Source organism: Yersinia canariae, assembly GCF_009831415.1.
Taxonomy (GTDB): domain Bacteria; phylum Pseudomonadota; class Gammaproteobacteria; order Enterobacterales; family Enterobacteriaceae; genus Yersinia; species Yersinia canariae.
Genome location: NZ_CP043727.1, coordinates 1,392,195 through 1,406,667, shown reverse-complemented (window position 1 = coordinate 1,406,667; position 14,473 = coordinate 1,392,195). Strand labels below are relative to the sequence as shown.

Genomic DNA, 14,473 nt, shown 5'->3' with positions numbered 1-14,473 from the left:
ATCACACCACCGTCGCACAAAGTGAGGCATTCACTCGGCTTGGAATAACCAGCGGAGCCGATTGCATCAACAGATAACGTTGCGCGGGGTCAGGCATAATCCATGACTTGGGCGCAAAGGCTAAAGGCCCATAATTAAACGCCGGATCAAGAATGACACCAAAGGCACGCGTCCCCATCAGGTCAGCACCTGACATCAATACCGCGCCATCAGGGATCATTGGTTTTTCGATGCCATCAACCGGGTCAACAAACCAGTCGTTATACAGCCACAAATCAAAGTTGCCCCAGCGCCCTTTATAGACCGCACCTTTTGCGGCTCGCGGCCCCGCATCAACTTGATTACCAAACGGACTCAATGCCGGGAAGGTAATAGCATTGTCCTTAATGGTGGTATCGAGACGGAACGCTTTCCATGAGGAGGTTGTAAATACCAAGTCAGTAGCCACAGCCCCAGACTCTTTCAACATCAGCGTTTGCCAGTCTTCAATATCATCTGAAGGCTGGGTGTTTGTTGTGCCTGCGGCTACAGATAAAGGCCATTTATCTGATCCACTCAGCGTAATAGTCAAGTTACTGGAGCGACCAAAATCAATAACAGTTGTCGGGAAGCCTTCCCCCACTACCGTTATCTGTGATTTGGTTAGCGCACTGGCCGCCATCCATTCCAGGCGACGGTTGAGCATGTCGATCTGGTCTTCCATTTCAAACTGGATATTTAACATTTCGCGCTCTGCGGCGGTGTATTCCCCACCAATGCGCTCCCCCATCTGGCGGCGGATAGGTTTACGCAAATCAGGTGCGCGTTTGTCTTTGATATAAGCCGGTTTAAAGGTGTTGGTTTGGTACTTACGGCTCTCTACCAGCTTCCCTTCAACTAACGGAGAAACAAAAGGAGACATACGACGTTTACCAATATCAACGTCAATGGAAACCTCTTCGGTTTCATAGGCCACCACATTGGGAAAGAAGCGATCGAGTAACCAGTTCTGGCTTGTTTTCAGGTTGGGAACCAGACCCACCAGCACATTGGTATCGTAAATATTCATGTAGTATCTCTTTTAATTTGCTGGCAGCCACAGCCACCAGACAAAGATTGAAGACGAGCATGCCCCTACCAGATGAATGGCATTGGGTGCAAATCAGAAAATAAAGGGAGGTGTTAAACGGGTGCTTGAATACTGTCTTCGAGGAAGATTGAGTAAGGACGAAGCGCGGTTTTTAATTCAGCCAGCGTCCATGAATTATCATAAATGATACTATTCTGGTTAAATTGCCCCATCAGGTAAGCACCACCACGTTGAGCTGCTGCGGTCGAGTCCACATTATCAACAAGGATAGCAACAGGCGTCTCGCTGCCGTCCGTCGCGGTTTTAACCGATTTAATGTACTGGCCCGATGCCTTAATTTTCCCCAATACCGTACCGCGCAAAGAGAGAGTTGCGGCTTGTGCAATAACACCGGTATCCGTCACCAACTGCAACGGCCCTGACACTAACTGATCTGGCGTAAACAATGATGAGCGCATGCCCGGCTGGAAAGCATTTTGTCCAAAGTTATCCATTATTTTTTACCTTTTGCTGAGTCATAAAGACTGGCCATTTTCTGTACCACAGACATTCCCTTGGATGTCGTCGCGGCATCTTGTCCTGGTCGTGGGGTATTAGCCGCCTGCATACGTTCATCCAGTGTCCGTTTGCGGGAAGCTGAAGCCGGCGCTGCCGTGGCTGTGGTTGCCAGAATACGGATAGCAGCAGCAGAACTTATGCCTGAGTGAAGGGCCAGTGTTGCCGCCAAATCTATACGTCCAGCCGCATGTTGACTGCCAAAGATACGAGCACAGCGACTACGTTCGGCACTGCGGCCCTTTTTAACGTTACGGTCTTCTTTATCATCATCGCCGTCGTCGTCTTCTCCTTCTTCTGCGTCAGCATCATCGCTGTCATCATTGGCGTCAGGGTCTTTATTATCCTGATCATCAGGGTTATCGTTTTGGTCGTCATCGTTCTCTTCGGCATCAGGATCTTTTTCATCCTCTTCCGCCTGACGCCCCTTGGCTTTTTTGGACTTTTCCTTATCGTCTTCGGTCTCTTCTGATGCTTTGGTCCCACGACCAAACAGGTGTGAAAAACCTTTAATTTTCGCCATTACTTTTCTCCAACCAATGTTAATAAATCGCGGAATGCGACATCAGGCGAGGCCACTTGATCAGCCAGCCCCAGTTGCACACCATCAGCGGCCAGGAAACAGGCCGCCTCGGTGTCTCTGATGGTTCTCTCTGCTATCCCGCGATTGCGGGAAACCGTACTCACAAACAGGCGGCCCATCTCGTCAACGTCCGACTGAATGGCTTTTTTCGCCTCTTCGCTTAATGCTTCATAGGGATTTGATTCCGCCTTTCTGCTACCAAAAGTAATGATGGTGACCTGTACTCCGTCGCTTTTTATGCGTTGTGACCAGTCAACATGCATCACGATGACGCCAATCGAACCGACGCCCCCCGTTCGCGGGACAATAATCCGATCTGCGGCACTGGCCAGTGCATAAGCGGCTGAATACGCATTTTCGGACAAGATTGACCAAATGGGTTTAGCGCCTCGGGCAGCATAAATTTCATCAACCAAATCAAAACAGCCGGCGACTTCACCGCCCGGTGAATCGATATCAAAACAAATGCCCTTAACTGCGTCATCATTGAGCGCGGTTAAGAAGCTGGCCCTAATGCCGTCATAACCTGTCATGCCGCTATAAGGGCGCAGGGTGCCTAACTTTTGCACTAACGTGCCTTGAATCGGAATGACTGCCACACCCTCTATAACGTCATAGCCACAGTCACGCCCCTTACGTGAAAACGTATCGTCATCATCACAATCCCAATCGGAATTAGACTGAATGCGCGTTAAACCGAACCGGTCAGTCAATGCCGCCATAACTACTTCAGCCTTGTGTGGATGAAGTGCCAGCGGGGTGTTAAATAGCCGCTGGGCTAAATGTGGAAGGTTCACTGTGCCTCCGGTTTTTGTTGTTGGTCAGGTGCAAAGGTTTCTGCTTGCAACCAGGTAGGAATAGGCAATCCGCGCTCGATATAAGCCTCTCGTTCTCGCTGGCGCTGATCCAGCAATTCTTCCCAGTCTTCCCCCACGTTCTCAGCGGCTTCCATTTCGAGAGTAGATAACCCCGCCTCCATCCCGAGAATAGCCCCTTTCTTCTCAGCCACGGGATCAACCCAACCACGACCAGGCCCCATCCACTGAGCACGGCAATAGGCAGCTTTCGCCGCGAGAAAATCAGGCGCACCATCCGGCAAGGGAACCTCGCCTAAATCATGCAACTCTTCGATAAAGCACGACAAAATAGGTTGGGCGAAGCCTGTCGCAAAATCATCACGACGGCGGGTAAGGGTTTTCCAAGCTTCCAACATGGCAGAACGTGCTGAACTGTAGTTAACATCTGACCAGTCTTGGGTCAGTTGTTGGGTAGAAATACCCAGCGAAGCGGCAACGTTTCTTAATGCGGCACTTTCGAAGGCCACAAAGTTGCTAGTTGGTCTAACAGCATTTAGCGCAGTCATACTCTCGCCAGGTGCTAATATAGGAATACGGGCACCACTTTGTAATGAAAGGCGTTTTTCGTCGTGATATTCTCGACGCATTTTCTGATACTTAATCACATCATCACTAGTATCGAGAGATTCAGCAACCAGACCGGGGTCATAAGGCGACGTGATAAAAGCGGCAAAAATGGAGTTCAATATTGAAGATTGCAACTCCACTTCATCGTACTTAATCAGCATTTTCAGGCGCTGAACGATCGGGGTGAAAATACTGATACCCCGGTGTTGGGAGGCGCGGTCACTGTCAAAGTCATGAATGACAATCGGACGTCCCCAGTCTGTTTCACGTGGAATACGTTCCCACGTCATGGTTTCTTGCGCCGCCCACCAGTCCCCCATGTGCGCCTTGCGGATGTGGTAGGCTACTGGCACCCCGTCCTCATCAATTTCAACACCGCCGCGCACATTCAACATGTCGAACTTCTGTTGTGGATTACTCAATCTGTCCGGGTCAATAATTTGCATCGCCGTGGCATACTGCGCTTTACCGTAGCCAAGACGGTCAGGGCGATATTGCATGACACAAAGTGCATCACCGTCAGTCAGTTTGTGGCGAAAACCAAGCCGAAGCAGTTGGGCCACGGTTTTCTTTCTTTCCACATCACAATAACGATTGGGGTCATTGGCCCAAATTCGCCAGCCTGATTCAATGGCCCGTCCGTATTCATCAGCCCATTTCGCGTTAAATTTAGGATTGCCGGTCATCAATGCCAGCGTCCGATAATCGACTTTGGCCAGTGGGCGAAAAGACGCACCAACGGCATTATCCAAAATTCTGGTCACACTGCCCGAGGCCCAGCCATCATTACGCACCATGTCCCGAACACGGGCGACAACCTGATCGCGTGACGTATTGATTTCGTTATCTGGCGACCATAGAGATGGTTGCCAGTTAGCCATCGTGTCACTAAATTGATCAGCGGCATCATAGGGAAGGCCACTGGAGCCATTTAGCATCGATGCCCTTGATTGGGATGGCGGTAATGGGCGACCGTCCGGCCCTAAAATTCTCACTTCATTTTTCATCAGTAACGAAACCTTAGCGCCCTGCGCGGATGCTTAACAACGCCTAACTGAGCCTGAAGAAGCTGAATTAACCCCATGAGTGTCCCAATATCTGTTTGCTGATAGGTAACTGATCGGGTGCCATCTCCTTGTGCATAAGAGAACGAAACGCCCTTCGCACCGGACGATAATTCGATATAGGCTTGTTGTGCTCGGTTTAATGCCTCTTCTAATTGGGCGCGACTCATCGCACCGGCCAGCAGGCTGGTGTTTGCATTGAACATAGAAATCCTTATGCCAGCCGACTGGCGATGCTTTTTGTTACGGGAAGTTCAGATTCCTGAATAATGGCACCAGGTAGACGCAGACTGGTTTTCTCTTTCTGTTCAGGAGGAACAGGATGTAAAATTTTATCGGGTTCGGACTCGATCAGTATTGCGCGGGTATTTAATTTCAACCCCATATGAAACAGTCCGGCTAGTGCCGCGTAAGCGTAGACTCGACAGTCCAGCGCCTCGTTAGCCTTACCATGTGGCAGATCCCAAACGCTGTAACGCTGACCAGCCGCCTCTTTCATGATCAACCGCTCAGCCGTTAACTGGCTGAAATACCCCATATCCCGATCAGTTGAGAAGTGCATATATCCGGGACCGGGTTTATCAAGATGAAGACGGGCGCGAATAGAATCTTTTGCCGAGTTAACCCCAATAATGACCGGACGAAACTGCGACCGATTCTTTGATGTTGGCCGCTTGTTAGGCCAAATAGGAGAACGCTTACCGCCGGTGGCTGACTCTCCTTTAATGGCCCATATCCGACGACCTAAGCGTTCTTTGGCAAACTCATAGACCTTTTGCGTGTGGTTACCGCCGGAGTCATGACAAGCGGCCATGATGGTAAAACCACGTCCATCTGCCCGCCGCCATATCTGCTTCAGATAGGCATCAAGCCGAAGCCAAGGTTCTGCTGTTTCAAGATCTCCCTCAATGACATCAAACGCCACAGACCAACTCTCCTCATCCTTTCCCCAGCCAACCACTTCAATTTCTAACCGGTCGGCCTGAGTATCAATACCCGCCGTCAGGACGGCAACACCATCGGGAACCTCAGCATCAAAGACTTCTCTTCGTGATAGCAACTCATCCACTGGGAGGCGCTTACCGTAGTTGGGTCGATGAGGCAGGCCCATTTGAGTATTCCACCAAGCCAACTCTTTATCTGGATCACTCTTGGCTTTAAGGTATTTAGCCGCGATATCAGACGGTTTATCTTTCTGCCACGGGCTAAATAATTTGGATGCCTGGAAACCTGCGTGAATATTCTCTATCCCCAGCGCCCCACAGTCAGGACAAATAGCCAGATGAACAGCGTGGCGCTCAGACTTGGACCATCGCCACACAACACTGACAGCGGCCTGATCATCAACATGCCATGCCTGGTCATAATTATTCAGCGGAACATGACGCTGGCCGCAGCATTCAAACGGTTTGGTTTGGTGCCACTGAATAGTGCACAGCGCTCTTAGCCGGTCGCCCTCTGACCAACCGGAACCACAGCTTTCACAGTGGATCATGGCTAATTTTGTATTGTGCTTATCCCCCTCAGATGGCCAGTGAACATGCTTGAAGAAATCAGGAAATAGGCGATGGCCACAGTGCGGACATTCCATAGATGCCCGACGCTGATCTGATTCCTCGTAGCTTGCCGCAATGCGGCTTTCATCTTCAACGGTCGGAGAACAGGCGCGAACAGATAACCAGTTCAAGCCAAACGTTGCGGTGCGCTCTTCTGCCAGGGTTATTGGGTCTCCTTCACGGGTAATTGGATATTTATCCACCTCATCTGCCAGCAGCACACGGATCGGACGCCGGGCAAGGTTATCGGGGCTACCCGCCCCAGCCAGCGCCATAAATCCCCCCGTAAAGGATTTGTACAGTAGCGTCTCTTTCGAGTTTTTTTGCTTATTGCCACCTATGATCTGACGCAGAACCGGGGTTACTCGCACCATAGGTGTAATTCGTTCTTTAGAGAACTGCTCTGCCGCATCCTCTTTAGGTTGCAATAACAACATAGGACAAGGATCAAGATGGGCGAAGTAACCAAACAGATTTTCAAGTAATGCGGTCTTCATCAACTGGGTACAGCACATCACGGTAATAATATGAACGCCGGATTCCGTCGCCGCCAGCATAGGGCCTCGGGCAATCTCTACGGTTGAGGTGTCCCAGTCACCGGATGTACTGCCAGCTTCTTTTGCCAGTTTACGGTACCTATCAGCCCAATCGGGCACGCTAATACGGGGTGGTGGTGTCCAGCCCTTACGAACGCTGCGGAGTAGTTTGTCATGTTTGCTCTGCGTTAAACTCAGGTTCGCCGAGGCCAGAGATGTGTTTATGGACATATTCTAATAACACCTCGGTCATTCTATCGGCTGGAACATCCAAGTCAGCCGCCATCAAGGGAGCCACCCTCGACGGCCAGTTCATCCAGGCGTCGCGCTGAGCACGAAAAGCATCAAACAAAATACCCTCTGCGACTGTTAGCTCCACCAGCTGCCCGTCTTCTTTTTCAAACTCCAACTTGGTCAGTAACGCTAGGTAATTCTCTTTTACCCTTGCGGCCTCTTCCCGCGTCATTTTAACACCTGTCGCCAACATGATTTCTTTAACAGTCGCATCAGTACTGTCATCCATATCAGCGGCTTTCACTTTGACTGATTTACTTTTGCTGGCGTTTTTAGTCCGGGGATCTTTGCCGTCTCGTAAAGTCGCTACCGCTTTATCACTTTCCTCAACGTTGACAAGATCACCATCAAGAACAATATATTTTCCGGCCTTGATCCAGCGGCTCACCGTCTTCCGATCAACGCCAGCATGTTTGGCGTAGTCAACCTGCGTCATCGTGCTCATGGTGAAAATTGCCTCTGTGGGACATGGGACATTTACGTGGGACATTTTTTTGTGTCCCATCCACAATGTCCCACGCAGAAAAAGAGCTAAAGCCCCACAGCGCAAGGGCTGTGGATTGTGGTTGCATAACTATGCACATGGGGCATGGGACACAAAATGAAAAATTTATAGCTGGTAAAACTGCACGGCGCGCAATGCCCGTACATTAGAAAAGTCGCAGGAAGGACCCATTTTTTCTGGATGATAATGGTTATCATATAACTGATTACTTTGCTGTCTTCAGTGCCTGTCCTATTGCCAGACTCAATGCTCCTGGCATTAAAGCCTGTGCCATTGCGTTTGATCGGTCGAAGTAACCCAGCGTTGGTTTAACCGCCAGAGCCTCACCAAACTGAATTAGCAGCTTAGGTGCCCTTTGCTTCTCTCTGGCGCGATGCACACCATTAGGTGAGCGCTTCTGGCGTTTCTTAGCCTTTTTACTTTTCTTTGATTTCTTTCGTTGGAAGAAACCACTTACACCATTCACCTCACCTACGAAGACATTCTCTTTAGCTTTTAGCTGTTGAGTTTTGTTACGGGCTAAGTTGCCGAACTTATTTAGCTTTATATTTTTAGGGTTGAGTAGCGCTTGGCCATTGAGCTTGTGTTGGCCTCCAAACTCGAACGGTTCGAGATAACTGGCAGCAATATCACGCACAAATACCTTGGCCTGCAGGCGGTCTTTACGGGCACCAAATGAGCCAACAGAATTAACCGTGAATGGTGTTGGGTTATCCAGATTGCGTTGCATCCCAATCTTCTGAGCGGCGGCAATCTGACGAGCAACGCTTGTTAGCGCCTGAGCAGCAGCAAAGGGAATCTGCTTTTTAATCTGCTGAAGCTGATTGGATAAATCCTTAAGAGTTGCCATGATCTATCCCTAAATAGAAAGCCACCGACTTATTAGGCAGTGGCTTAGATTATGGCTCATCAGTGCTACTGATGTTGACGACCTCGTCAGTTTTATCTTACTTTTCAATGTATTGACAATAAACAAATGCAGTATATGCTTACATTTCGCATACAGTAAATGAACTCACTCCCAAGATCATTAATAAAAGGAAAGCATATAAATGAGTACCCAAGAAACTAAAGAATTTTTATTCACGCAGACCTGTAACGTTATTGCTGGCCACTTAGCGTCGGGTAATATACCAGTTACTAACCAGTACATTGCTGAAAGCTTCGAAGGTATTTTTCTTGCCCTTCAGAATGAATACAACAAAAACGTTAAGAGAAAACCAACACCCCTTAAGGAAATTCTCGGGAAATAAAGCGACTTAAAAAACTCTGATCTATGTTAAGAATCTGGTGGGATGGGACGCCTACCATTTTATAACCCCTTATCACTTTCCCGAGCGTTCTGCCGCCAGCTAATGACTTCATCCAACCGCCCTTTGCAGATCCGCAGTTCACGCTTCAATGCCAATGCATATAGCCCGCTATCACCCCATGTAGTGCCGACGAACTCCGGCACCTCGCATTCAGTGAGTGCTGATTTAGGGGGCCACAACTGGATTAATTCAGCTGACTTATGCGCGGGGCTATTCTTGCAAGATGCTAATGCTAGCGTTAGACAGAGGCTTGATAGAACAATCATCACCCTCTGCCGCAGCTTTGAACCGCCTGAGCCGTTCGTCACTTTCATTGCGTAGTCTCCTTTCGTTATCTAGCTGGCGGGTTGTGGCTGCTCGGTTAGCGGCATCATTCGCCTGGTATGCATCGATGATGTTGCCCAGAGCAACGTTAGTAGCCTGTTCGGTCACCAACTCCGCTTCCGTCTTATCCACCTTGTTTGCCAGATGGTTACGATTCAGAAGTAGTAAAAGGGAAGCAGTAGAGACTAATGTCACTAGAGCAGCGCGCCACGTAGTCATAGCTGTAACTCTTGCTTCGCCAGTTCAAACCGCGCCTTGCGGTCATTAATCCCGTTATTACCGCCATTAATAAGCTGAGTGACACGCTGAATATCATCAGCATATTGACCGCAATTACGGGATTGCCAGAACCAGGCAGCAGAACGAACAGCGTTAACATCGCTTTGCAACTGATCGGGGTTGCTGATTAAATCCAGTTTCAGCGCGGTACCACATGCCCGATAGTTATCTAAGCCGGTAATCTGAATCAAACCACGACCACGGTATTTCCAACCATCATCTACAGCTTTATTACCCATACGGCCTGAATAGACTAGATTTGCAATGGCTCGCTGCCGGTTTACGGGTACAGACTTCTCACCCGGCTGGCGACCTAATGCCGAAGCCTGATCCGCAGACAATCTTTTGCCGAATGTCGCTAGCAAACCGTTAATGCTGTAATTGAACGACTCCACCAGCAGCGTGAAACTGGCCGACTCATGGCCTACTTGAGCAATAAACATTGCCTGTTGTACTGGAGTAGTAATGCCAAATTCTTTCATTGCCAGAGTGATAGGCAGAATCCAGCGCGCAGAAAGCTCGGCGCTTATATTAGCCGCCATTCTGAATTGATAAGGGGTCATTGTCTGAGTCTCACCGGTTTAGCAAAGCGCATGACATTCCCACCAGCAGCAACAATTGCCACGGCCATGCTGATATTAATAAGAGTTTCCGACCAGTCGGCGTGGTGGTAATCGCCAGTCAACACTCGGATAGTAACGGAGGCACTGGCGACCATCAGCCCATAAGCAAAAATTGAAGCTATTGGTCGATAAGTCGCACCATGCCGGCGGTAAGCAAATAAACGAACAGCTATCACCGCACAAGCAATAGCATCAAGCGTCAGCAGATAATCATTCATCTGGCCTTCCCCCACCACTTCTAAAGCGGTCGATTATGTTGCCGGGGTTCTTTGACTCTTTGTTTGCCCACATCAATAGGCGTATGACAACAGCACCAGCAACCATTGCGCCCACCGGTTCGGCGGCTTTAACTTCGCTAGGCGTCAGGAAATTAATAAACGATGTAATAAATGGGGCAGATAAAACGCCTGTACCCCATGAAAGACCAAACAAAAATAGTTTCTTAAATAAAGTAAAGTCCGAGGCAGATAGCACGAATACAGCAGCACCTGCAAAAGCGCCCACGACAACACCAGCATCCAGCCCCGATAACAGCCCGATGAAAGTAACGCCAGTTATAGTTGCAGTGGCGGCTCCGGTGCTGGTGATCGGTTCCGACATGATAGTTTCCTTATGTGTGGGAATTTAGCCCACCAGTGCAGCCACTCATCAGTTAAAAGTGTGTGTGGAGTTGATTGGGTGTCTGGTGGGCTAAAACGAAAAAGGCCCACCGAAGTGAGCCTTAAAATTAAAGGGTTTACTGATTATTCAATTGATAACTCTAAACACTTGCCCAGGGCAGCCAAAGCCGCCTCGATTGTATCAATCTTTGTGTTATGCCCTAACGTGACAATCCTCTGAACTTCCTGCGGCTTAAGCCCCATTCGGCGTGCTAATTCAGCGTTAGTTATTCCAGTCTCCAACATTGCATTGAGCAGTAATACTTTCGCCCACACACTGGCTGGTACTGACACAAAGTCATCACCCAGACCGCTCGGAAGTGGAACCGGGCGGTTATCTTCAAAGTAAAATTCAAACGCAGTCACCAGAGCATCACGCGCCATCTCTAACGCTTCTTCTCTGGTATCGCCTTGAGTTAAGGCCTCAGGTATATCAGGGAAACTAACAAAGTACCCATCACCTTCTTTCTGTAATTTTACTGGATATCGCATATTTAACACGATGAACCTTTGCGAGTAACCAGCCCCTAAGGGCCGGTTTATTATTTGATGCCTAACTGTTTGATTATCGCTTTCCTTAGCGTTTCCCCTATCTCTTTACCGGGGTGTCTCGGCATCACTGACTGTCTGCCTTGGTAGTAGAGTTTCAAGTGGTTGGTGCCATTCTTGAACTCTACCCCTTGAGCTTCGAGCCACCTTCGAAACTCGCTCTGCTTCACCGCCTCCTCCTGTTTGTTTAACTTGAAACTATTATAAGCATTTTTGTTTATAACAACAAGCTAAATATAAACATTTTTGTTTATTTTTTCAGGAGGCATTCGGCTGAGCACCAACCATTGCTGCAACAATGTCCTGAATAGATTGGGATATAAACCCGTTATTCAGTGATGCTCAGGCGAATGTAGGAAAATCACCACTTTTCGCAGTGGCCGCGCTCATGCCTTTGAGTCTCGACGCCTCAGCCGCTAATAACCGGTGCGCATCTGGCGTGTGCGCTGCTTTGCCGGAGCTTATTTTGATATAAGACCTTGACCCGTCACTACACAGGCTCGCGCAACTTTGCGACTCAGGGCAGCATCATTACTGCTGCATTGCCTTTCGGCTGCGGTCTAACCGTTTAGCTACAGCATTTTTCAGTCCTCCATAAATGACAAAACCCCGCCGAAGCGAGGTTATAAATTAAATTAGTGACAACTTATCAAATATGCTCTAAATATGGCTTACTTTGTTCACTTTTGCAAGTATCACGTCGCTAAATGTTGCTATCTTCCTGATTTGTGATTTACAACGCAATTCAGAGAATCCGCATCTAATACTTCAGCCAGCCTTAATAGTGATTCCCAATGCGGCGCATAGTGCATTGTCCAGTTATTACGCTGAACCCCCACTAATCCCGCTAGCTCTGAATATGAATACTCTTTCCCATGTAACAAGTGGCCCACACCAGCCGTTTGTTGCACTGCCAGCCATACAAGGCTTTCAACTCTCCTCCGTACTTTTGCTGTTACTGGTTTTTGTGATAAGTGCGGCTGATACTCATTCCATATATAGCGACATATCTCAACCTGATAATCAAATGTCAGATCGAAGGAATAACAATAGCGAATCCATGCAGCCTGATGAGGCTTTAACTTGAATACCGCCCTACGCCATGCACTGGTGCAATACGTTAGCGGATCTATAGGGGTAACCTGGCTTTTACTAGAGCGGGTTTCTGTGCAACGCACTGGCTCCGTTTCTTGACAAACTCTACGACCACCAACCTCAATACTCCTAATCCTCTGACGCTTAAATCGTGTAGTTCTGGCTAACGCCGCACCATCAAACGCCTCTAATTGTCCCTTGCTGCTTCCGCATATATCAGTAAGGGCAACAGACAATACACCTCGAACATACTGGAGATATTGTTGGTTCATTGTTCTACTCCACACATTAAGACCATCAGGCCATTGCCCCGATCGAGATAGACCGATCCATAAAATGAAACCACAACACTATTTGGCTTCCATGCTCCGCTTCCCACGCCCGCATATCCGCATGCAGTGAATCGTGGCAACCACGACAAAGAGGAATAGTGAAAAGGTCGTGGGCCTTGGTACCCATACCGCCCTGCCCGTGACCAATGATGTGATGAGCGTCGCCAGCTGAGCCACCGCAACCAGAGCAAGCCTGAGATTTAACCCATGTCAGCCACTTGCGGCTTTCCCACCGGTACCGCTTTGGGATGCGCATAAAACTGGCGGGTGGCTCATCATCAATTTTCAGCGCCAGCACCCTCTTAACCTGCTCCACCTTGGATTCAATGATTTGTGTCGGATTTGGCTTCCAAGTGATATCACTTTCCTTTGTTGGTCCGGGCTTGCTCACTTCTGGCAGCATCCGCAGACTCGCCCGAGCAATTGAATCAGGCAATAGGTCGGCAACCTCGTTAACAACTGCCCACCAACATAATTCCGGCATGGTTAGCTGGTGGCCCTCTGGAAAACGGAAATGACTGCATACTGTCGATATGAGCCACGTTATCAAGTTATTCGTCGCCAACGCATTTAGGCGGGAGGTTATATGGTCCCTCAATTTATTATCGTGGTGCCAGCACAGGCAAATTGACCGCTGTCCATAACGCAATATTGTGAGATTACGGTCATGAGTATCATCCGGGCTATGCCATTGGCACTCTTTCAACCGTTTAACCCATGCCTCTAATACTCGAGGCCCACCAGCGACATTGAGAACCCTTTCGTGCTCAAAGAATGGCAATAGGCGCGGATCATTGGCTAATAGCTGATCAGTAACCGGCAACAAGCCAGCGGGTAGAGATTTAAACTCTTCTGGCTCAGTGGCCACCAGCAAACGCCCGGACAAATAAGGCAGCAGATCAGCACCTGGCTTCAATATGACAACACCAAGTTCTTGCTGGATGAATGGGGTTAACAATGCCCTCATGCGGCACCTTTCTTTGCAAGATACTCAGACCATAAACCCCCTATCCACTTAACGCCTTTCGGAGTGAATCTGGCTTGGGTGAATGCGTGATTATTTACGCTGTTAGTACCCGTCTTAACTTCAAATCGCCCTAAATCACTGTGCGGCTGGCGTGGCGTTAATGTGCCATTCAAGCGGTACATGACGTGGTTATCTTGTAGGAAACAGATAAATTCATGCTCTTTAGCATTCAGCAGCTTTGCAACCTGACGGAACGTCATTGAACCATTAGCCTTAACGTAGCGATCGACAAACTCAACTTTTGGCGCAGCAATAGAAAGCTGGTTTTCAAGTTGTTGCTTTTCTTCCGCTAGATCGGCAGCAAGGCGTAAAGCTTCGGGGAGGGTTTGAGGGACTGACGTTTTGTTTTCCAACTCACGAAGGCGGCGAATAACCTTCATACGTAATAACGAGCTATACCCAACAAGCAAACACTCTACGTGATCGCGATCTAAGCAAAACTCTCGATATATCTGGCCGTTTTGGGGGTGTGTCCAATTATGGATATACTGGTCAGCACTTTCATTCAGCTCTTCCAGCATTTTTTCGACATCACGACAAACGTGACCATGTTGCTTTTGGGTTAACTCAGCCACTTCACGGCTGCTCATAGTCACAACAGATTTAGATACGGGGATGCCTACGACAGTTGTCATACGTTTATACTCCACACATTAGCCTTCTCAAGCCTCTCCAATCTAATTTCC

Annotated in this window: 20 protein-coding genes; 1 reads left to right on the top strand and 19 read right to left on the bottom strand. The window is 48.7% G+C overall.

The features are described from left to right. Position 1: 1 nt before the first annotated feature. The 9 genes from F0T03_RS06565 to F0T03_RS06525 form a co-directional block, all read right to left on the bottom strand. A complete protein-coding gene (locus F0T03_RS06565) occupies positions 2–1,048 on the bottom strand; it encodes a major capsid protein (RefSeq protein WP_159677510.1) in 1,047 nt (348 codons plus the stop codon). A gap of 113 nt (positions 1,049–1,161) precedes the next feature. After that, the gene (locus F0T03_RS06560; RefSeq protein ID WP_159677509.1) at positions 1,162–1,563 is read right to left on the bottom strand and encodes a head decoration protein; all 402 of its coding nucleotides are present in this window, start codon (positions 1,561–1,563) and stop codon (positions 1,162–1,164) included. Continuing rightward, positions 1,563–2,147, bottom strand: a complete 585-nt coding sequence (locus F0T03_RS06555) for a DNA primase (protein ID WP_159677508.1) — start codon at positions 2,145–2,147, stop codon at positions 1,563–1,565. The genes F0T03_RS06560 and F0T03_RS06555 overlap by 1 nt, the downstream gene beginning before the upstream one ends. Next, the gene (locus tag F0T03_RS06550; RefSeq protein WP_159677507.1) at positions 2,147–3,004 is read right to left on the bottom strand and encodes a S49 family peptidase; all 858 of its coding nucleotides are present in this window, start codon (positions 3,002–3,004) and stop codon (positions 2,147–2,149) included. The genes F0T03_RS06555 and F0T03_RS06550 overlap by 1 nt, the downstream gene beginning before the upstream one ends. Next, entirely contained in the window at positions 3,001–4,638 is a 1,638-nt protein-coding gene (locus F0T03_RS06545; RefSeq protein ID WP_246169934.1) for a phage portal protein, read from the bottom strand. The genes F0T03_RS06550 and F0T03_RS06545 overlap by 4 nt, the downstream gene beginning before the upstream one ends. Further along, a complete protein-coding gene (gene gpW / locus F0T03_RS06540) occupies positions 4,638–4,901 on the bottom strand; it encodes a gpW family head-tail joining protein (RefSeq protein WP_159677506.1) in 264 nt (87 codons plus the stop codon). Before gpW ends, F0T03_RS06545 begins: the two co-directional genes overlap by 1 nt. 8 nt (positions 4,902–4,909) lie before the next feature. Beyond that, positions 4,910–7,018: a phage terminase large subunit family protein gene (locus tag F0T03_RS06535; RefSeq protein WP_159677505.1), complete on the bottom strand. Its 2,109-nt coding sequence runs from the start codon at positions 7,016–7,018 to the stop codon at positions 4,910–4,912. Next, a complete protein-coding gene (locus F0T03_RS06530) occupies positions 6,960–7,526 on the bottom strand; it encodes a hypothetical protein (protein ID WP_159677504.1) in 567 nt (188 codons plus the stop codon). The genes F0T03_RS06535 and F0T03_RS06530 overlap by 59 nt, the downstream gene beginning before the upstream one ends. 265 nt (positions 7,527–7,791) lie before the next feature. Next, entirely contained in the window at positions 7,792–8,436 is a 645-nt protein-coding gene (locus F0T03_RS06525; RefSeq protein WP_159677503.1) for a hypothetical protein, read from the bottom strand. Positions 8,437–8,638: 202 nt separating this feature from the next. Between F0T03_RS06525 and F0T03_RS06520 the strand changes: the two genes are divergently transcribed. Further along, positions 8,639–8,839, top strand: coding sequence for a hypothetical protein (locus F0T03_RS06520; protein WP_159677502.1), 201 nt, complete (start codon positions 8,639–8,641; stop codon positions 8,837–8,839). Positions 8,840–8,898: 59 nt separating this feature from the next. Here the strand turns inward: F0T03_RS06520 and lysC are convergent, their stop codons facing one another. From lysC to F0T03_RS06475, 10 genes are all read right to left on the bottom strand, one after another. After that, complete coding sequence (gene lysC, locus F0T03_RS21885; protein WP_425511048.1) at positions 8,899–9,165, bottom strand: Rz1-like lysis system protein LysC; 267 nt, start codon at positions 9,163–9,165, stop codon at positions 8,899–8,901. Next, positions 9,110–9,442, bottom strand: coding sequence for a DUF2570 domain-containing protein (locus F0T03_RS06515; RefSeq protein ID WP_159677501.1), 333 nt, complete (start codon positions 9,440–9,442; stop codon positions 9,110–9,112). The genes lysC and F0T03_RS06515 overlap by 56 nt, the downstream gene beginning before the upstream one ends. Then, entirely contained in the window at positions 9,439–10,065 is a 627-nt protein-coding gene (locus F0T03_RS06510) for a glycoside hydrolase family 19 protein (RefSeq protein WP_159677500.1), read from the bottom strand. The genes F0T03_RS06515 and F0T03_RS06510 overlap by 4 nt, the downstream gene beginning before the upstream one ends. Then, positions 10,062–10,343 (bottom strand): phage holin family protein, encoded by a 282-nt coding sequence (locus tag F0T03_RS06505; RefSeq protein WP_159677499.1) that lies wholly within the window; start codon positions 10,341–10,343, stop codon positions 10,062–10,064. The genes F0T03_RS06510 and F0T03_RS06505 overlap by 4 nt, the downstream gene beginning before the upstream one ends. Continuing rightward, on the bottom strand, positions 10,336–10,725 hold the full coding sequence (locus F0T03_RS06500; RefSeq protein WP_159677498.1) for a phage holin family protein: 390 nt from the start codon (positions 10,723–10,725) through the stop codon (positions 10,336–10,338). The genes F0T03_RS06505 and F0T03_RS06500 overlap by 8 nt, the downstream gene beginning before the upstream one ends. A 143-nt stretch (positions 10,726–10,868) precedes the next feature. Then, positions 10,869–11,276: a type II toxin-antitoxin system HicB family antitoxin gene (locus tag F0T03_RS06495; RefSeq protein WP_159680737.1), complete on the bottom strand. Its 408-nt coding sequence runs from the start codon at positions 11,274–11,276 to the stop codon at positions 10,869–10,871. Between the two features lie 50 nt (positions 11,277–11,326). After that, positions 11,327–11,503, bottom strand: coding sequence for a type II toxin-antitoxin system HicA family toxin (locus tag F0T03_RS06490; protein WP_159677497.1), 177 nt, complete (start codon positions 11,501–11,503; stop codon positions 11,327–11,329). A gap of 543 nt (positions 11,504–12,046) precedes the next feature. Next, positions 12,047–12,700 (bottom strand): bacteriophage antitermination protein Q, encoded by a 654-nt coding sequence (locus F0T03_RS06485; RefSeq protein WP_159677496.1) that lies wholly within the window; start codon positions 12,698–12,700, stop codon positions 12,047–12,049. A 25-nt stretch (positions 12,701–12,725) separates the two neighbouring features. Continuing rightward, positions 12,726–13,727, bottom strand: coding sequence for a DUF968 domain-containing protein (locus tag F0T03_RS06480; protein ID WP_159677495.1), 1,002 nt, complete (start codon positions 13,725–13,727; stop codon positions 12,726–12,728). After that, a complete protein-coding gene (locus F0T03_RS06475; RefSeq protein WP_159677494.1) occupies positions 13,724–14,422 on the bottom strand; it encodes a phage antirepressor KilAC domain-containing protein in 699 nt (232 codons plus the stop codon). The genes F0T03_RS06480 and F0T03_RS06475 overlap by 4 nt, the downstream gene beginning before the upstream one ends. Positions 14,423–14,473: the final 51 nt, after the last annotated feature.